Annotated in this window: 16 protein-coding genes; 13 read left to right on the top strand and 3 right to left on the bottom strand. The window is 71.2% G+C overall.

The genetic code is table 11. The features are described from left to right. The 8 genes from pyrF (at position 1) to L2Z93_RS10975 (ending at position 7987) form a co-directional block, all read left to right on the top strand. Positions 1 to 927, top strand: a complete 927-nt coding sequence (pyrF, locus tag L2Z93_RS11010) for an orotidine-5'-phosphate decarboxylase (RefSeq protein WP_090584622.1) — start codon at positions 1 to 3, stop codon at positions 925 to 927. Positions 928 to 1887: 960 nt separating this feature from the next. After that, entirely contained in the window at positions 1888 to 2205 is a 318-nt protein-coding gene (gene mihF / locus L2Z93_RS11005; RefSeq protein ID WP_090584620.1) for an integration host factor, actinobacterial type, read from the top strand. Between the two features lie 6 nt (positions 2206 to 2211). Beyond that, positions 2212 to 2823, top strand: coding sequence for a guanylate kinase (gmk, locus tag L2Z93_RS11000; protein ID WP_090584618.1), 612 nt, complete (start codon positions 2212 to 2214; stop codon positions 2821 to 2823). 36 nt (positions 2824 to 2859) lie between these two features. Next, positions 2860 to 3168, top strand: a complete 309-nt coding sequence (rpoZ, locus tag L2Z93_RS10995; protein WP_234785943.1) for a DNA-directed RNA polymerase subunit omega — start codon at positions 2860 to 2862, stop codon at positions 3166 to 3168. Between the two features lie 13 nt (positions 3169 to 3181). Then, positions 3182 to 4420 carry a bifunctional phosphopantothenoylcysteine decarboxylase/phosphopantothenate--cysteine ligase CoaBC gene (gene coaBC / locus L2Z93_RS10990; protein ID WP_090584616.1) on the top strand — a complete coding sequence of 413 codons (1239 nt, stop codon included), beginning with the start codon at positions 3182 to 3184 and terminating at the stop codon, positions 4418 to 4420. An 88-nt stretch (positions 4421 to 4508) separates the two neighbouring features. Further along, positions 4509 to 5720, top strand: coding sequence for a methionine adenosyltransferase (gene metK / locus L2Z93_RS10985; RefSeq protein ID WP_090584613.1), 1212 nt, complete (start codon positions 4509 to 4511; stop codon positions 5718 to 5720). A 423-nt stretch (positions 5721 to 6143) separates the two neighbouring features. Further along, entirely contained in the window at positions 6144 to 7055 is a 912-nt protein-coding gene (locus tag L2Z93_RS10980; RefSeq protein ID WP_234785942.1) for an endonuclease/exonuclease/phosphatase family protein, read from the top strand. 197 nt (positions 7056 to 7252) lie between these two features. Beyond that, positions 7253 to 7987, top strand: coding sequence for a hypothetical protein (locus tag L2Z93_RS10975; protein WP_090584609.1), 735 nt, complete (start codon positions 7253 to 7255; stop codon positions 7985 to 7987). A gap of 61 nt (positions 7988 to 8048) precedes the next feature. Here L2Z93_RS10975 and L2Z93_RS10970 read toward each other — a convergent pair whose 3' ends face one another. Both L2Z93_RS10970 and L2Z93_RS10965 read right to left on the bottom strand, forming a co-directional pair. Further along, entirely contained in the window at positions 8049 to 8879 is an 831-nt protein-coding gene (locus L2Z93_RS10970) for an arylamine N-acetyltransferase family protein (RefSeq protein WP_090584607.1), read from the bottom strand. A gap of 9 nt (positions 8880 to 8888) precedes the next feature. Further along, positions 8889 to 9809, bottom strand: coding sequence for an alpha/beta hydrolase (locus L2Z93_RS10965; protein ID WP_090584605.1), 921 nt, complete (start codon positions 9807 to 9809; stop codon positions 8889 to 8891). Between L2Z93_RS10965 and L2Z93_RS10960 the strand changes: the two genes are divergently transcribed. The 5 genes from L2Z93_RS10960 (at position 9808) to L2Z93_RS10940 (ending at position 16866) form a co-directional block, all read left to right on the top strand. Continuing rightward, positions 9808 to 10527, top strand: coding sequence for a lysoplasmalogenase (locus L2Z93_RS10960; protein WP_090584602.1), 720 nt, complete (start codon positions 9808 to 9810; stop codon positions 10525 to 10527). The genes L2Z93_RS10965 and L2Z93_RS10960 overlap by 2 nt on opposite strands. After that, complete coding sequence (locus L2Z93_RS10955) at positions 10524 to 12530, top strand: primosomal protein N' (protein WP_090584600.1); 2007 nt, start codon at positions 10524 to 10526, stop codon at positions 12528 to 12530. Before L2Z93_RS10960 ends, L2Z93_RS10955 begins: the two co-directional genes overlap by 4 nt. A 4-nt stretch (positions 12531 to 12534) precedes the next feature. After that, complete coding sequence (locus tag L2Z93_RS10950) at positions 12535 to 14355, top strand: DUF2207 domain-containing protein (protein WP_306439059.1); 1821 nt, start codon at positions 12535 to 12537, stop codon at positions 14353 to 14355. A gap of 16 nt (positions 14356 to 14371) precedes the next feature. Continuing rightward, the gene (gene fmt / locus L2Z93_RS10945) at positions 14372 to 15310 is read left to right on the top strand and encodes a methionyl-tRNA formyltransferase (protein ID WP_090585198.1); all 939 of its coding nucleotides are present in this window, start codon (positions 14372 to 14374) and stop codon (positions 15308 to 15310) included. Between the two features lie 86 nt (positions 15311 to 15396). Next, a complete protein-coding gene (locus L2Z93_RS10940) occupies positions 15397 to 16866 on the top strand; it encodes an RsmB/NOP family class I SAM-dependent RNA methyltransferase (RefSeq protein WP_090585196.1) in 1470 nt (489 codons plus the stop codon). A gap of 21 nt (positions 16867 to 16887) precedes the next feature. On the opposite strand, the gene L2Z93_RS10935 is transcribed toward L2Z93_RS10940, so the two are convergent. Next, positions 16888 to 18666 (bottom strand): diflavin oxidoreductase, encoded by a 1779-nt coding sequence (locus L2Z93_RS10935; protein WP_090585194.1) that lies wholly within the window; start codon positions 18664 to 18666, stop codon positions 16888 to 16890.

Raw genomic sequence — 18666 nt, 5'->3', positions numbered from 1 at the left:
ATGGCCGGGGCTGCGTTCGGGCAGCGGCTGAGCGCGGCGATCGCCGAGCGGGGGCCGCTGTGCCTGGGCATCGACCCGCATCCGGAACTGCTGGCGCGCTGGGGTCTTGGCGTCGACGCCGACGGACTGGCGGCGTTCGCGTCGACCTGCGTGCGGGCGTTCGCCGGGTTCGCCATCGTCAAACCGCAGGTGGCGTTCTTCGAGGCCTACGGCGCGGCCGGTTTCGCGGTGCTGGAGCAGACCATCGCCGGCCTGTCCGAGTCCGGGGTGCTGGTGCTGGCCGACGCCAAGCGCGGCGACATCGGCTCCACCATGGCCGCCTACGCGCAAGCCTGGGCGGGGGACGGGCCGCTGGCCAGCGACGCCGTCACGGCCTCGCCGTACCTGGGCTTCGGGTCGCTGACCCCGCTGCTGGACCTGGCAGCCGAACGTGGCCGTGGGGTGTTCGTGCTGGCCGCGACGTCCAACCCAGAGGGCGCCTCGGTGCAGCGTCAGCGGCTGCCCGACGGGCGCACGCTGGCCCAGGCGATGGTCGACGAGGCCGCCGCGGTCAACCGAGCCTCTGCGTCGGGCGCGGGTGCGTCGGGCTTGGGTGCGTCGGGCTTGGGTGCGTCGGGCTTGGGTGCGTCGGGCTTGGGTGCGTCGGGCTCGGGCGTTCTGGGCCCGCGCGTTCTCGGCTCGGTGGGCGTCGTCGTCGGCGCGACCCTGGCCGACCCGCCGGATGTGTCCGCCCTCGGCGGCCCGGTGCTGGTTCCCGGGGTGGGCGCCCAGGGTGGCCGTCCCGAGGACCTCGCCGGACTCGGCGGCGCGCGGCCCGGCCAGCTGCTGCCCGCGGTTTCGCGGGAGGTGCTGCGCGCCGGCCCGGCTGTCGCCGATCTGCGCGCGGCCGCCGAGCGCCTGCGCGACGCCGTCGCCCACCTCGCCTGAGGGGCCTCTCCTGACGGGCCTCGCCTGAGGGGCGCCCGTGGGGCGCTTGCCGTTTGCTCGCGAGCTCGAGTATCGAGTGAGACCTCTTGGACACCAGTGAGAACTGGTGGCGGGGTCGCTCGTCGAGTGAGGCGTCAGGTAGGCGTTTGAGAACTGAGGTAGCTCGGTGAGACGTGAGGGCGGGGTTCTTCATTGAGTGAGACATACGGGTGGGGGTTACTCGAACAACGTGTCCCTAGATTCTCACTCGATGCAGATCGCCGCCCTGGTATCTCACTTGCATCCCTGAGGCCTCACGGACGTACCTGGTTCCTCACTCGATGAGCGCCCCCGCCCTCACGTCTCACTGACGTACCTGGTTCCTCACTCGATGACCGGCCCCGCCGCCACGTCCCACCGCCACGTCTCACTCGATGGCGGCCCCGCCCACGCTGTGACCCCTGATGCCCACGGTGCCCGAGTGGTCAGACGTGATCAGCCGAGTGATCAGCCGAGTGATCAGCCGCCCGCTGTCGATGGCCCGTCACCCGGCGCGGGTGGCCCCCGGCCCCAACGACTCAACCGCCCGTGAACTGCGTTTCCACGCCGCGGCGGGTGCTTCGCGACACGCGCGACACGCCGCGACGAGATTTCGTTCGAGTCGTCCACCGCGCTCCGCGAGCCGCCGGGAGGACGGCGCGACGACACTCCTGGCCCAGACATTGCTAAACCTCCCGAGAAATCGATACTGACCTGCCCGTTTGTGGCACAGATCGGTTGCTGACGACGCCGAGGCATGTTCGACGGGCATTCGCATGCGAGCCGGAAGCGGCGACGCGCGCCCGGGGGGTTGACGGCATGGGGCGGGGGTGGGGTTAGATTCGTCGGTGCACCTCGGTACGGTCATCGTCGCTGGCTGAAACACCTGGCCGAGGCACTAGAAAAACTGGCCAACCATTTGGCCGAAGAGACGGAGGAACCGTGGCCCTTCCCCAGTTGACCGACGAACAGCGCGCTGCCGCCCTGGAAAAGGCTGCCGCCGCACGTCGTGCACGGGCCGAGCTCAAGGATCGGCTCAAGCGCGGTGGCACCACCCTGTCCCAGGTGCTCAAGGACGCCGAGAGCGATGAAGTTCTGGGCAAGATGAAGGTTTCCGCGCTGCTGGAGGCTCTGCCCAAGGTGGGCAAGGTCAAGGCGCAGGAGATCATGACCGAGCTGGAGATCGCCCCGACCCGCCGTCTGCGCGGCCTGGGCGACCGGCAGCGCAAGGCGCTGCTGGAGAAGTTCGACCCCGCCTGATAGGCGGTGATCGCTGGCGAGGGGCCGGACAGCGGGGGCAAAGCCCACGGCCGCGTGGTCGTGCTGTCCGGTCCTTCTGCTGTCGGCAAGTCCAGCGTGGTCGCGTGTCTGCGTGAGCGGGTGCCGGAGCTGTACTTCAGCGTTTCGGCCACCACTCGGGCGGCGCGGCCCGGCGAGGTCGACGGCGTCGATTACCACTTCGTCGGCGTCGAGGGATTTCAACGCCTGATCGACGACGGCGAACTGCTGGAGTGGGCGGAGATCCACGGCGGGCTGCAGCGGTCCGGCACCCCGGCCGCTCCGGTCTACGCCGCGGCGCGCGCAGGCCGGCCGGTGCTGATCGAGGTGGATCTGGCCGGCGCGCGGGCGGTCAAGAAGATCATTCCGGAGGCGGTGACGGTGTTTTTGGCGCCGCCGAGCTTCGAGGTGCTGCGGCAGCGGCTGACCGGCCGCGGCACCGAACCGCCCGAGGTCCAGGCCCGCCGACTGGACACCGCGCGGGCCGAAATGGCCGCTCAGGGCGACTTCGACCGGGTGGTGGTGAACCGGCAATTGGAATCTGCCTGTGCGGAATTGGTATCCTTGCTGGTGGCGCCCGGCGCCGATACTGCGACCTAGATTCGCAATCCATTTATTTCGTAGGAGATCTGACTCGTGAGCACCCCGAACGACACGCTGCCCGCCGATCAGGGCGGCGCGGGCTACGCCGACGCCTACGACACCCCGCTGGGCATCACCAACCCGCCCATCGACGACCTGCTGGACCGCGCGTCGAGCAAGTACGCGCTGGTCATCTACGCCGCCAAGCGCGCCCGGCAGATCAACGACTACTACAACCAGCTCGGCGACGGGATCCTGGAGTACGTCGGCCCGCTGGTCGAGCCGGGCCTGCAGGAGAAGCCGCTGTCGATCGCCATGCGTGAGATCCACGGCGACCTGCTCGAGCACACCGAAGGCGAGTAGCGGGCGCACCCCGATGGGCAAACGCGTCATCGTCGGAGTGTCCGGCGGCATCGCCGCCTACAAGGCCTGTTCGCTGGTCCGCCAGCTGAAAGAGGCCGGCCACCAGGTGCGCGTCATGCCCACCGAATCCGCGCTGAACTTCGTCGGCGCGGCCACTTTTGAGGCGCTGTCCGGGGAACCGGTGCGCACCGGCGTCTTCGCCGACGTGCCGGAGGTCGCGCATGTGCGGCTCGGCCAGGGCGCCGATCTGGTCGTGGTCGCTCCGGCCACCGCCGATCTGCTGGCCCGCGCCGCGTCCGGGCGGGCCGACGACCTGCTCACCGCCACGCTGTTGACCGCGCACTGCCCGGTGCTTTTCGCCCCGGCCATGCACACCGAGATGTGGCTGCATCCGGCCACCGTCGACAACGTCGCCACCCTGCGCCGCCGTGGCGCGGTGGTGCTGGACCCGGCGTCGGGCCGGCTCACCGGCGCCGACAGCGGGCCCGGCCGGCTGCCGGAACCCGACGAGATCGCCGCCTTCGCCGAGCTGCTGCTGGCCCGCGGCGACGCGCTGCCGCGGGACCTGACCGGCCGTCGGCTGCTGATCACCGCCGGTGGCACCCGCGAGCCGCTGGACCCGGTGCGTTTCATCGGCAACCTGAGCTCCGGCAAGCAGGGTTACGCGGTGGCCCGGGTCGCCGCCCAGCGCGGCGCGGAGGTCACCTTGATCGGGGCCAACACCACCGGCCTGGTGAACCCCGCCGGGGTGGACGTGGTGCCCGTCGGGTCCGCCACCCAACTCGCCGAGACGGTCGCCAAGCTCGCCCCGGAGGCCGACGCGCTGGTGATGGCCGCCGCGGTCGCCGACTTCCGGCCTTCGGCTGTCGCCGAGTCGAAGATGAAGAAGGACGCCGATTCGGAGCCGTCGCGCATCGATCTGGTCCGTAACGACGACATCCTGGCCGCCACCGTGCGCGCCCGCGCCGACAGCGAGTTGCCCCGGATGGCGGCCATCGTCGGGTTTGCCGCCGAGACCGGCGACGCCCGCGGGGATGTGCTGTTCCACGCCCGCGCGAAACTCGCCCGCAAGGGCTGTGACCTGCTGGTCGTCAACGCCGTCGGGAACGGCCGCGCGTTCGAGGTGGACGACAACGCCGGATGGTTGCTGGGTGCCGACGGCAGCGAGACCGTGCTCGGCCACGGCTCCAAGACGCTGATGGCGAGCCGTATTGTGGACGCGGTCGCGGGGGCGCTGCGCGAGCGATCCTGACGCGGCGCCACCGGGCGGTCCCGCTGTCAGGGGCCGACGATAAGCTTTGAGTGACTAATTTCTGAGTTGACGTGTGGGAGGCCTGAACGTGGGCGAAGGTGGTCGGCTGTTCACCAGTGAATCGGTGACCGAGGGGCATCCCGACAAGATCTGTGACGCCATCAGCGATTCGATCCTCGACTCGCTGCTGGCCGACGATCCCAAGTCTCGGGTTGCGGTCGAGACCGCGGTGACCACCGGGCAGGTGCACGTCATCGGCGAGGTCACCACCAGTGCCCGCAAGGCCTTCGCGAACATCAACCAGACCGTCCGGGAGACCATCCGGGAGATCGGCTACGACTCCTCGGAGAAGGGCTTCGACTGGGAGACCTGCGGCGTCAACATCGGCATCGGCGCGCAGTCCCCGGACATCGCCCAGGGCGTGGACACCGCCTATGAGACCCGCGTCGAGGGCGAGCAGGACCCGCTGGACCTGCAAGGCGCCGGCGACCAGGGCTTGATGTTCGGCTACGCCAACACCGACACCCCCGAGTACATGCCGCTGCCGATCGCGCTGGCGCACCGACTGTCGCGTCGGCTGGCCAAGGTCCGCAAGGACGGCGTGCTGGATTACCTGCGCCCGGACGGCAAGACCCAGGTCACCATTCAGTACGACGGGAACGCCGCGCTGCGGCTGGACACCGTGGTGCTGTCCACCCAGCACGCCGACGGCGTCGACCTGGAGAACACCCTGGTCCCGGCCATCCGGGAGACCGTGGTGGACGCGGTGCTGACCGAACTGGCGCACGACAGCCTGGACACCTCCGACTTCCGGCTGCTGATCAACCCGACCGGCAAGTTCGTCATCGGTGGCCCGATGGGCGACGCCGGGCTGACCGGCCGCAAGATCATCGTCGACACCTACGGCGGCTTCGCCCGCCACGGTGGCGGGGCGTTCTCCGGCAAGGACCCGTCGAAGGTGGACCGCTCGGCGGCCTACGCGATGCGCTGGGTGGCCAAGAACGTGGTGGCCGCCGGACTGGCCGAGCGGGCCGAGGTGCAGGTCGCCTACGCGATCGGCAAGGCCGAGCCGGTGGGGTTGTTCGTCGAGACGTTCGGCACCGAGAACTTCGACCCGGCCCGCATCCAGAAGGCCATCACCAGCGTGTTCGACCTGCGTCCCGGCGCGATCGTCCGCGATCTGGACCTGCTGCGCCCGATCTACGCCAAGACCGCCGCCTATGGCCACTTCGGCCGCGACGACCTCGACGTGCCCTGGGAGCGGCTGAACAAGGTCGAGGACCTCAAGGCTTCCGTCTAGTGACGATGACGGGCGAGGAACGAGCCCGGCTGAGGAGTTGGACGAATGGACGCCGTCTAGTGACGATGACGGGCGAGGAACGAGCCCGGCTGAGGAGTTGGACGAATGGACGCCGTCTAGTGACGATGACGGGCGAGGAACGAGCCCGGCTGAGGAGTTGGACGAATGGACGCCGTCTAGTGACGATGACGGGCGAGGAACGAGCCCGGCTGAGGAGTTGGACGAATGGACGCCGTCTAATGACGATGACGGGCGAGGAACGAGCCCGGCTGAGGAGTTGGACGAATGGACGCCGTCTAATGACGATGACGGGCGAGGAACGAGCCCGGCTGAGGAGCCAACCGAAATGGACAGAGTCTGAAGGCGATTCGACTAATCGCCGGCGCTGGCGGCGCGTTGCTCGCCGTCGTGGGCGCCGTCGGGGTGGCCGCTCATTTCGTCGGCTCGGTCGGCACCGCGGTCACCTTGCTGGCCTCGTTCAGCCCGGTGTTCACCGCGCTCACCGCCGCCGCTGTGATTGTGCTGCTCGGCGCGCGGTGGTGGCGCATGGCCGCCGCGGCGTTGTGCGTCACAGCCGTCGGACTGCTGGCGCAGGCGCCGCTGTATCTGGGCGCCAAACCCACGGCCGTCGCCGATATGCCGACGCTGACGCTGCTGCAGGCGAACATCCTGTTCGGCCGGGCCGACGCCAACGCGCTGGTGGACCTCGTTCGCCGGGAACGCGCCGACGTGCTGACAGTCTCGGAGTTGACCGAGGAAGCCGTCGGCAGGCTTGCCGGAGCCGGGCTGACCGATGTGCTCGGACACGCGTATCTGATGCCCCAAGACGGCGGCACGGGGGGCGGCATCTATTCGCGTTTTCCGCTCACCGACACCTCCGTGCTGCCCGGGCTCGCGCACCAGAACCTGCGGGCGGTGATCTCACCCCCCGGCGCCGCACCCGTCGCCTTGTATGCGCTGCACCCGATTCCGCCGTTTCTTCCGCCGACACAGCGGTGGGCGCGGGAGCTCGACGACATCGCCACCGTGCTGGCCGCGGAGCGCCTACCGCTGATCGTGGGCGCGGACTTCAACGCGACCTGGGACCACAAGCGCTACCGCAAGCTGCTGGCGGCCGGCGGTGACGCCGGGCAAAACCTGATCGACGCCGCGGAGTTCCTGGGGTCGGGAATCGTGGCGACCTATCCGGCCGGCCGCCGGTACCCCGCAGTGTTGGCCATCGATCGGATTTTGGCGCGCGGAGTCACACCGTTGACCTTCGGCCGGGTGCGACTTCCGGGTTCGGATCATCACGGCGTCCTGGCCGAAATCCAGCTCGGCTCCGCGCCCCGGTAGCTTCAGGTCCGTGATCATCACCGCATAAGCCGGAACCCTCGACGACGTCTACCGGACCCGTCGGGCGTTGTGCCGCATCGGCGAATCGCGTGGTCGTATGCGTTCGCCGAACGCGGGAGTCCGTGAAAGCGGGTGCGGCGCTGGGCGCGTGAAATTGCCGCGCTGAACCCCCGCCGGCTGCCGGTAGCTTCAGATCCATGATCGTCACCGAGGAAGCCGGAACCCTCGCGGACGTTGCGCGCGTTCGGCGCGAGCTGTTTTCGGGGAAGCCCCCCGTTTGGGTCACCCTATGGTTCCTCGTGCCGTTTGGATTGTTCGCCGCAAGCCCCTGGCTCTCGGATCTGATGGGGTCATGGTTTTCTCTGTTGGCTGTAATTGTCATGTTGGCATGGCTGGGCTCGATGAGGCTGGTGTGCCGCGATTCGCCCGCCGGGGCAGTTCGCGGGCCGCGGTTGTACTCACGGCGGGCGATGCGCCTGGGCCGCTTGGCTTACCTGGTTGGGTGGCTGGTGCTGTCGGTGCCGGTGGTCTTCGTGGGTACCGGCTCGAGCGTGCGGTATGTTGCCTATCCGCTGGCAGCCCTGCTGGGCGCGGCGTGGTTCCGGTACAGCGAATCGCTGGTCGTGCGTCTTGACCCCACCGGCATCGACAGCCCTCCTTTGCTGGAGGCGCCCGACCAGCCGCCCGCGCTGGACCCGCTGATCGAGCCGGTACGGCAGTTGCGTGCCTGCGCCGCGCTGGCGTATGCGCGCGAGGTTGACAGCGGCGCCGTGGCCCACCTGACCGGTGACGTCGACGTCCTCGCGTGCATTCCCGACATGGTCGCCGCGGATTACGCTGCCACACACGATGACGGGGAACAGACGTGGCTGTCGCTGACCCCGCAGGGCCGCGCCGCTTACCGCCGTCACCTTCGCGCGCTGGGCGCCTGAATCAGGGCTTGGGCCGTCGGCGGTGGCGTCGCCGTCGCTCACGGACTCGCGCTGCGGCGACTCAACGTGTCAGCGTCGCGGCCACCCGAGACCGTAGCTCCGCGATATCGGACAGGTCGATGCCAAACGGTCCCGCCAGCATCTCCAGCACCGCGTCGGCGTCGTCGAGGACGCGTTGTTCGCTCGGTTCCCCGACGCGATGCACCGACAGCTTGTCTCCGCTGAGGTTCCAGCGGGCGCCGTCGATGATCCGGGTGGCGATCACGTTGTGAAGGAAGATCGAATCCGGGTAGGTGGACACATACCAACTGCCGACCTGTAGGTCGATAGGCGGCCGCGGCTGATCGGCGAACACATACATCGGCAGCCAGGAATCCCGCAGGAACGTCTCCAGGACGTAGCCGTCGCCGTGCCGGCCGATGCGGTAGTCGCCGTTCGGCGTAGGTTGCACGACGTCAACAACGAAGTCCAGCGGCGCGCTCGGCGTGGGGCCGCCGAAACCGACGTCGACGAGCACGCGCCCCGGCTGGCCGGGAACCGTCACCGACAACAGTTGGTGGGTCAGCGCCTGCGGCGCCGACGCCAGGCCGTCCGGTCGCATCCACACCACCCGGCCGGTCAGCCGCGCCACGTCGTAGCCGAGCGCGTCGAGCACATGGCCGAGCAGGCCATTCTGTTCGAAACAGAAGCCGCCACGGCGCCGGCTGACCATCTTGGCGAACAGCGCCTCGGCGCTCAGATCCGCAACCGGGATCCCGGTCAGCGGATCGAGATTCTCGAACGGGATGTGCCGAAGGTGCGCCGTCACCAGCGTCGCCAGCAGCTCCCGCGACGGGTCCGCGGGTCCGTGATGCTCGATCCGCCGAAAGTACTCGGCCACTGCGGAATTCATGTCCGCACCCTAGTCGTGCAGCGAGGCCCGCAAGGCTGCCAGCCCACGCCCGGTGGCGGCTGTGGCGGCGGGCACCACGCCGTTGTAGGCGATGAAACCGTGCACCATGTCCGAGGCCACCTCCACACCGACCGGCACCCCCGCGGCCGCCAGCAGTTCGGCGTAGCGGACGCCGTCGTCGCGTAGCGGGTCGTGGCCGGCGACGGCGACGAACGCGGGGGCCACCCCGGCCAGCTCGGCGCGGCCCGGGATGAGGATCGCCGGCGCCTCGGCCAGGTCCACGTGCCGGGCGTAGGCGCTCGAGAACGCCGCCACCGCCGCGGTGGTCAGGATCGGGGCGTGCGCGTTCTCGGTGAACGACGGCAGGCTGGTGTCCCAGACCACCGACGGATACCAGAGCAACTGGAACGCCAGTGCCAGTCCTGCGTCGCGGGCCCGCAGCGCCGCGCCCGCGGCCAGGTTGCCGCCCGCGGAGTCGCCGGCCACCGCCAGACGTCCCGAGTCCGCGCCGAACGACGACGCGTTGGCGGCCACCCACTGCAGCGCCGCCCACACGTCGTCGGGGGCAGCCGGGAAGGGATGTTCGGGCGCCAGCCGATAATCCACCGCGACCACGACGGCATCCGCGCCGACGGCGTGATCGCGGGCGACGGAGTCGTAGGTGTCCAGATCGCCCACCACGAACCCACCGCCATGAACGAAAAGCACCACCGGTGAGCCGGTTCCGGCGCCCGGCGGGGTGTAGATCCGCAAGCTCAGATCCCCGGCCGGGCCGTCGATGGCGACATCTTCGGCGCGGACGTCGGGGTTCCCGGGCCGCCGCGGCAGATTGCGGAAACTCGCCCGAGCCGCCTCCGGGCCGTCCTCGAGGGATAGTTCGAAGGGAACGGCGTCGAGTACCTTCTGCAAGATGTCGTCGATGGCAGCCATGGGATCACGGTACGCAACCCGACTCCGCGGGTTGTGGCTGGCCGCGGCCATCGCCGGCGCGGGCTACGGGGTGTTCCTGATCGTCGCCGCGGTCTCCCACCCGGCCGGCGCCGACCTGACCGGGCAGTTCCCCGGGCAGCCGGCGGTGAAGGCGACGATGGCGCTGCTGCTGGCGGCCGCCGCGGCGTTCCACTCGAACAGGCGGGAACGGATCTGGCTGATCGCGGCGCTGCTGTTCTCCGCGTCCGGGGACTTCCTGCTGGCCATGCCGTGGTGGGCGCCGTCGTTCGTGGGCGGCCTCGGCTCGTTCCTGCTGGCCCACCTCTGTTATCTCGTGGTGCTGGCCCCGCTGGCACAGCGCCGCCCAGGCCGACTGGCCGGCGCGGCGATCGTGTTCGCCGTGTGCCTGGGGTTGCTGGTCTGGTTCTGGCCGCACCTGGGCGAGCTGACCGTTCCGGTCACCGTCTACATGCTGGTGATCGCCGCCATGGTCGGCGCCGCGCTGCTGGCCCGGCTGCCCACCAACTGGACCGCCGCCGGCGCGCTGTGTTTCGCGACCTCCGACGCGATGATCGGGATCAGCGTCTTCGTCCGGCAGGACGAACTGCTGGCCGTGCCGATCTGGTGGTTCTACGCGATCGCGCAGTTGTCGATCACCGCCGGATTCTTCTTCCGCCGCACGGAAACGTCGGAGTCACCTGCTACAACAAGCCCATGACCAGCACCCGGCAGGCCGCCGCGCACGAGCCCATCGCGCGGGTGCTGCCGATGCTCACCGTTCCGCACCTGGATCGCGACTTCGACTACCTGGTCAGCGCCGAGCAGTCCGACGACGCCCAGCCCGGCACCCGGGTCCGGGTCCGGTTCAGCGGCCGGCTGGTCGACGCGTTCGTGCTGGAACGTCGCTCCGACACCGACCACGACGGCCGACTCGGCTGGCTCGACCGCGTCATCTCCCCGGAACCGGTGCTCACCCCCGAGGTGCGCCGGCTCACCGAAGCGGTGGCCGCCCGGTACGCCGGCACCCGCGCCGACGTGCTGCGGCTGGCCATCCCGCCCCGCCACGCGACGGCCGAGAAGAAACCGAGCCCGGCGCCGGCCGAACTGTTCGTGCCGCCACCGGAGGCCGAGCACTGGGCGCGCTACCGCGGCGGCGACCAATTCCTGACCGCCCTCGGCGACGGCAAGGCCGTCCGCGCGGTGTGGCAGGCGCTGCCGGGGGAGAGCTGGCCCACCAGGTTCGCCGAGGCGGCGGCCGCAGCCTGTGCCGGCGGACGTTCGGTGCTGGCCATCGTCCCGGACCAACGCGACGTCGACGCGCTCGCGGCCGCCGCGGCGCAGACCTGCGGCGCCGACACTGTCGTCGCCTTGTCGGCCGGGCTGGGCCCGTCCCAGCGCTACACCCGCTGGCTGTCGGTGCTGCGCGGATCGCGGCGGGTGGTGATCGGCACCCGCAGCGCGGTGTTTGCCCCGGTCGGCAACCTCGGACTCGTGCTGGTCTGGGACGACGGCGAGGACACCCTCGCCGAACCCCGCGCGCCGTACCCGCACGCCCGCGAGGTCGCCATGCTGCGCGCCCATCAGCTGCGCTGCGCCGCGGTCATCGGCGGGTTCGCCCGCACCGCCGAAGCCCAGGCGATGGTGGAGTCCGGTTGGGCGCACGACCTGCTGGCCACCCGCGAGACGCTGCGCGCCGCCAGCCCGCGGATCGTCGCCCTCGACGACGACGGGCACGCCCAGGAACGCGATCCCGCCGCGCACACCGCCCGGCTGCCCTCGATGGCGCTGCGAAACGCCCGCGCCGCCCTGGACCGGCAGCGCCCGGTGCTGGTCCAGGTGCCCCGCCGGGGCTACGTGCCGGCGCTGGCCTGCGCGAAATGCCGGGCCGTGGCGCGCTGCCGGCACTGCACCGGGCCGCTGGCGCTGACCTCCGGCGGCTCGGGGGCGACCTGCCGCTGGTGCGGGCGCGGCGATCCCGCGCTGCGTTGCGCGACCTGCGGATCGACCGAGGTGCGGGCCGTCGTCGTCGGCGCCCGGCGCACCGCCGAAGAGCTCGGCCGCGCGTTCCCCGGCGTCAGCGTCATCACCTCCTCGGCGGAAACCGGGATCGCCGAGGTCGCCGAGGGACCGGCCCTGGTCATCGCCACCCCGGGCGCCGAGCCACGGGCGCCCGACGGCTACGGCGCGGCGCTGCTGCTCGACGGCTGGGCGTTGCTGGGCCGGGCCGACCTGCGTGCGGCCGAGGACGCGCTGCGCCGCTGGATGGCCGCCGCCGCGCTGGTGGCACCCGGCCGCGACGGCGGAACGGTCACCCTCGTCGCCGAGGCCGCGATCCCGGTGGTGCAGGCGCTGATCCGCTGGGACCCGGTCGGGCACGCCGGCGCGGAGCTCGCCGAACGCGTCGCGCTGGGCCTGCCGCCGGGCGCGCATATGGCGGCGCTGGACGGCCCGCCGGACGCCGTCGCCGCGCTGCTGGCCGAGTCCCGGCTGGGCGAACCCGAGATGCGCGCCGAGGTGCTCGGGCCGGTGGAGCTGCCCGCCGGGGTCCGCCGACCGGCCGGGCTGCCCGCCGACGCCGAGGTGATCCGGATGCTGGTTCGGGTGCCGCGCGGCCGCGGCCTCGACCTGGCCGGAGCGCTGCGCCGCGCCACCGGGGTGCTCTCGGCGCGCCGCGAACACGACCCGGTGCGCGTGCAGATCGACCCGCTACGCATAGGCTGACGCCGTGCGTTGGATCGGTCGCCTGGTGGGATGGCTCATCGTCCTCGGCCTGATCGCGGCCGGACTGCTGTGGCCGCTGCTGCTGTCGGGGACCAGCCCCGGGCCGGCGAACGACGACCCGGTGGTGTTCGCCGATTACCACGGCGACTACACCGTCGCCGACAACGGCAACCTGACCGCGACCGAAACGATCGTCGGGGAGTTCCCGTCCGGTCGGCACGGGCTGTTCCGATATTTCGACGTGGCCAACCCGAACTTGCCCGGACTACGGCACGTTCCGACCGTCGCCTCGGTCACCGTCGACGGCGAAGACGCCAGCTACGACATGTTCTGGGAGAACGGGCGGCGATTCTGGGTCGTGAAGATCGGCGACCCGGACCGCGAGCTGGCGCCCGGCCGGCACACCTTCGTGATCAATTACAGCCTCACCGACGCGCTGGACCCCGGCACGGCCGGCGCGGACCGGGCGTTCGCCTCCCGAACCGGTGACGTGGGCGCGCCGGCGACGTCGGCCTTCTACTGGAACGTCGTCGCGCCGGCCTGGAACAACTGGATGCGCAACGCCACCGCGACGATCCACCTGCCGGGCCCGGTTCCCGGCGCGCAATGCTCCCTCGGCTACGGCGTGGGCGCCCCCTGCCGGGGATTGCAGATCAGCGAGGATGGCCGCACCGTCACCGTCGGCGCGACGAACCTGGCCCCGCACACACCGCTGACGGTGCTCGCCGCGGTCGACGCCGAGACGCCGAACCGCAATCTGGTGCCGTGGTCGGCCCGCTGGGACCCGATCCTCGGCCGCTCCGTGCCCATGCTGGTGTTCCTCCTGGTGGCCACCGTGGTGGGGGCGTTCGCCGGCTGGGTCACCGTCCGGCTCACCGTCGAGAACCCGCCCGGGTTCCCGCTGCAGTACAAGCCACCGACCGGCCTGGGTCCGGCGCAGGTCGAACTCATCCGCACCGAATGGGTCCCGCCGGCGGCGCTCACCGCGACGTTGTTCCACCTCGCCGAGCAGGGCCTGGTCCGGCTGGAGCAGACGAACTCCGGCAAGAAGGACACCTGGCGGGTCGTCAGCACCGCGGGGCCCGAACGCTGGCGGTCGGTGGACCCGGTCGCCGGGGCGGTCGCGGCGGCCCTCGGCCTGAGCAAATCCGGCGGCAAGTTCAGCGCCGACGGCAGCGCGAAATCGGGGGAGAAACTCTCCAAGGCCCGGGCCGAACTCGACAAGGCCGCCCGGGATTGGGGCTTCAACTCCGGGCTGCTGGTGCGTCGCCGCGGGGAATGGCTGGTGCGGCTCAGCAACGCGGTGTCGCTGATCATCGCGATCATGGCCGCGACCGCGCTTTTCCTGCCCGCCACCGTCTGGATGCTGCCGTTCGCCGCGTACTTCGTCACCTCGGTTCGCGGCTGGCGCCCTGGTGTGGGTTCCCGGCGCACCGAGGAGGGCAGACGGGTGTGGTCGGAGGCCGAAGGCTTCCACCGGGTGCTGTCCACCGAGTCCTCGGAGGCCCGCTTCGAGTTCGCCGCCCGCAAGGACCTATACGCCGCTTACCTGCCGTTCGCGGTCGCCGGTGGCGTCGCGGCGGCCTGGGCGGCCAAGTACGCCCAGGAGATGGGTCAGGCCGCGGCGAATCCGGCGTGGTTGCACGGCGCCAGCGACGGCAGCTCCTCGTCGTTCTCCGCGACGACCTTCCAGAACAGCTTCGATAGCGCCCTGTCGTCGTCGATCAGCGCCTACTCCGCATCCCAGTCCTCGTCGTCGGGCGGCGGGAGCAGCGGTGGCGGCGGGGGCGGCGGCGGTGGTGGTGGCGGTGGCGGGTCCTGGTGAGCAATAAGCTGTCCCGGTGCGTCTCGTCTTCGCCGGAACCCCCGCGCCCGCCCTGCCCGCGCTGCGCCGGCTGATCGCCTCCCCGCGTCACCAGGTGGTGGCGGTGCTGACCCGCCCGGACGCCGCCGCCGGACGCCGCGGCAAACCCGCGCCGTCGCCGGTCGCCCTGCTCGCCGAAGAACACGGCATCCCCGTCCTGAAGCCCGCCACCCCCAACACAGGAGAATTCGTCGCGGAACTGGCGGCGCTGGAGCCGGATTGCTGCCCGGTGGTGGCCTACGGCGCGTTGCTGCGCGACGAGTTGCTGGCGGTTCCCGCGCACGGCTGGGTGAACCTGCACTTCTCGCTGCTGCCGGCGTGGCGTGGCGCCGCGCCGGTGCAGGCCGCCATCGCCGCCGGCGACGAGGTCACCGGCGCCACCACCTTCCGGATCGAACCCGCGCTGGATTCCGGCCCGGTGTACGGGGTGCTCACCGAGACCATCCGCGCCACCGACACCGCCGGGGATCTGCTGGAGCGGTTGGCCGAGGCCGGAGCGGGCCTGTTGGAAGCCACCCTCGACGGTATCGCCGACGGGCAGCTGACCGCGGCGCCCCAGCCCGCCGATGGCCACAGCTACGCCCCGAAGATCACCGTGGAAGCCGCGCGGGTCCGCTGGAGCGACCCGGCGCTGGCGGTGGACCGCCGGATCCGCGCGGTCACGCCGAATCCCGGCGCGTGGACCATGATCGGTGAGCAACGCGTCAAACTCGGCCCGGTGACCCCGGCCGACGCGGGGTCCTCCGGGGCAGAGCCGTTGGCCCCGGGACAGATTCGGGTGGAACGCAAGCGGGTGCTGGTCGGCACCGGGTCGGACCCGGTGGCGCTCGGTGTGGTGCAACCGCCGGGCAAGAAGGCGATGAACGCCGCGGACTGGGCCCGCGGCGCCCGACTGGATGAGGCGGTGGCGCAGTGAGTCAGCACGGTGGCCGGGGCGGAGACAATCGCGGCAGGGCACAGCGATCCGGAGCCGACCGGGGCTCCGGACCTCGTGGCCCGCGGGTGGACAAGCCCCGAAACTCCAAGGGGCCCAACACCGACCGCCCCCGTCGTCCCCGCGACGACGAGGATCGCCGACCCCGGCGGGAGGCGCGGGACGCCCTCGACCCGGCGCGCCGGGCGGCGTTCGACACCCTGCGGGCGGTCGCCGAGCGCGACGCCTACGCCAACCTCGCGCTGCCCGCGATGCTGCGGGAACGCGGAATCACCGGCCGGGACGCCGCATTCGCCACCGAGCTGACCTACGGGACGTGTCGCACCAGCGGCCAGCTCGACGCGATCATCGCCGCCGCCGCGAATCGCTCCGTCGACGACATCGACCCGGTGCTGCTGGACCTGCTGCGCCTGGGCGCCTATCAACTGCTGCGGACCCGGGTGGAGGACCACGCGGCGGTCACCACCGCCGTCGGCGCGGCGAAGGCCGAATTCGACTCGGTGCGCGGCGGATTCGTCAACGCCGTGCTGCGCAAGATCGCCGGCCGCAGCCTCGACGAGTGGCTGGCGGAGGTCGCCCCGGACCCGGGCAAGGATCCGATCGGCAACCTCGCCCTGACGCACGCGCACCCCCGTTGGATCGCGCAAGCATTCGCCGACGCGCTCGGCGCCGACGCCGGCGAGCTCGCCGAGGTGCTGGCCGCCGACGACGCCCGGCCGCAGGTGCACCTGGCCGCGCGCCCCGGCGTGCTCAGCGCCGCCGACCTCGCCGAGCAGACCGGCGGAACCGTCGGCCGGTATTCGCCGCACGCGGTCTACCTGCCCGGCGGAGACCCCGGGAAGGTCGCGGCGGTCCGCGAGGACAAGGCGCTGGTGCAGGACGAGGGCAGCCAGCTCATCGCCCAAGCGCTCACCCGCGCGCCGCTTGAGGGCCCCGAAGGCGGGCGCTGGCTGGACCTGTGCGCGGGCCCCGGCGGCAAGACCGCGCTGCTGGCGGCCCTCGGCACGGGCGCCGACGCGGTGGTCACCGCGGTCGAGCCGGCCGGGCGGCGCGCCGAGATGGTCGAGCAGAACACCGCCGGCCTGGACGTCGCGGTGCTGCGCGTCGACGGCCGCGACGACGACGCCATCCGCGCCGCTGTCGATGGCCTTGGCGCAGGGTTGGGCGGGTTCGACCGGGTGCTGGTCGACGCCCCCTGCACCGGGCTGGGCGCGCTGCGCCGGCGGCCCGAGGCGCGCTGGCGTCGCCAGCCCAAGGACCTGCCCGAGCTGACCAAACTGCAGCGCGAGCTGCTGGCCTCGGCGATCCGGCTGGTCCGCCCCGGCGGGGTGGTGCTGTACTCCACCTGCTCACCGCATCTGTCGGAAACCGTCGGCGTCGTCGCCGACGCGGTGCGGCGCTACCCGGTGGAAGTGCTCGACGCCCGCCCGCTGTTCGAGCCGGCCGAAGGTCTCGGGGAGGGTCCGTACGTGCAGCTGTGGCCGCACCGGCACGGCACGGACGCCATGTTCGCCGCCGTGCTGCGAAAGACCGGTTAGCCGACGATCAAGCGGGCGTCGTCAGTACACATCACGGACGTAGCGCTTCTCGCGCTTGAGCGTGTTGACGTACTCGACGGCTCCGTCGACCCCGAGGCCACCGTGGGTGGCGACGATATCGTGCAGCGCCTGGTCGACGTCCTTGGCCATCCGGGAGGCGTCGCCGCACACGTAGAAGTGTCCGCCGTCCTCCAGCCAGCCGAACAGCTCCTTGCCGTGCTCGCGCATCCGGGTCTGCACGTAGATCTTCGCGCCGCCGGAGCCGCCGGAGCCGCCGGACCCCGCGGTGCCGGGATCCCTGGAGAACGCCAGGTCGACACGGTCCAGCACGCCGCGGTCGTGCCAGCCGGTGAGCTCATCGGCGTAGATGAAATCGTGTTCGCGCTGCCGGTCGCCGAAGAACAGCCAGTTGCGCCCGGCCGCGCCGCGGTGTTCCCGTTCCTGCAGGAACGCGCGGAACGGCGCGATGCCGGTGCCGGGCCCCACCATGATCATCGGCGCACTGTCATCGGCGGGCACCCGGAAGGACTTATTGGGCTGCAGAAAGATCGGCGCGGCGTCGCAGCGATCGGCCAGGAACGTCGAGCAGACACCGCCCCGCTCGCGACCGGTGTTCTGGTAGCGCACGCTGGCCACGGTCAGATGGATGCGGTCGGGGTGCGCCAGCGGGCTCGACGAGATGGAGTAAGCGCGGTGCTGCAGCGGTTTGAGCAACCCGATGAACTCTTCCAGGCTGAGTTGGTCGCCGCCGATGCGCAGGATGTCGAGCACATCGCGGCCGTAGAGCCAACGGTCCAGCGCCTCCTTGATCCCGCCGCGCAGCACGTGCGAGAACTCGTCGTCGTCGGCGCGGCTTTCCACCTCGCCCAGCAGATCCTTCGATGGGGTGCTGATCTCGTAGCGTTTCCCGAACAGCTCGCTGAGCGGCTCGCCGTCCACCCGGGTGTCGACGGACAACCGGAAGTGCTCGGCCAGCGCCTGAACCAATGCCGGATCGTTTTCCGGGACCACGGCCAGCGCGTCGCCGGCCTGGTAGCTGATCTCGCTGTCGCCGAGGTCGAACTCGTAGTGCCGGATCTCCTTGCCCGAACCGGGACCGGACAGCCGCCGACTCTCCGCGAGCCGCGCCGGATACGGGTTCTTGCGGGTCCAACCCGAGCGCGACACCGTGCTCGGCGGCGGGGTGCTCGGCACACCGCTGGCGCCGGCGAGGGTCATCAGGGCGCCCACGGCCTCCTGAATCCACTCGGCGGCCGGGGTCTCGTAGTCGACGTCGCAGTCGGTGCGGGCCAGCACCCGGGTGGCGCCCAACTGCTCCAGCCTGGTGTCCATCAGCTTTCCGGCCTGGCAGAACCCGTCGTAGCTGGTGTCCCCGAGCGCCAGCACGCCGAACGACATCCCCTCCAGCCGCGGCGCCATCGTCGATGACAGCGCGTCCCAGAACAGTTCAGCGTTGTCGGGCATCTCGCCCTCGCCGTAGGTGGAGATCACGATCAGCACGAACTTGCACCCGGCGAACTCCTCCACCGTGATCTCGTCGAGGCCGCTGACGGCTGCGTCGAAACCCTGCGCCCGGGCGCCGGCGGCGATATCGCCGGCCACACCTTCGGCGTTGCCGGTCTGGGTGCCGTAGAGCACCCGCAGCGCCGGACGCGGCGCGGAACCGGTGGCCGATGCCACCGGCGGCGGGGTGGCGAGGTTCATCGCGACCCGGGAATGCAGCCCGGCCAGGAACCCGGAGAGCCAGGCGCGTTGGTCCTCGTTGAACGGGGCGTCTTGGGGGATGTAGGCGATCTTCAT

This window comes from Mycolicibacterium brumae (assembly GCF_025215495.1).
Taxonomy (GTDB): Bacteria; Actinomycetota; Actinomycetes; order Mycobacteriales; family Mycobacteriaceae; genus Mycobacterium; species Mycobacterium brumae.
This window is presented reverse-complemented; position numbering and strand designations above follow the sequence as displayed.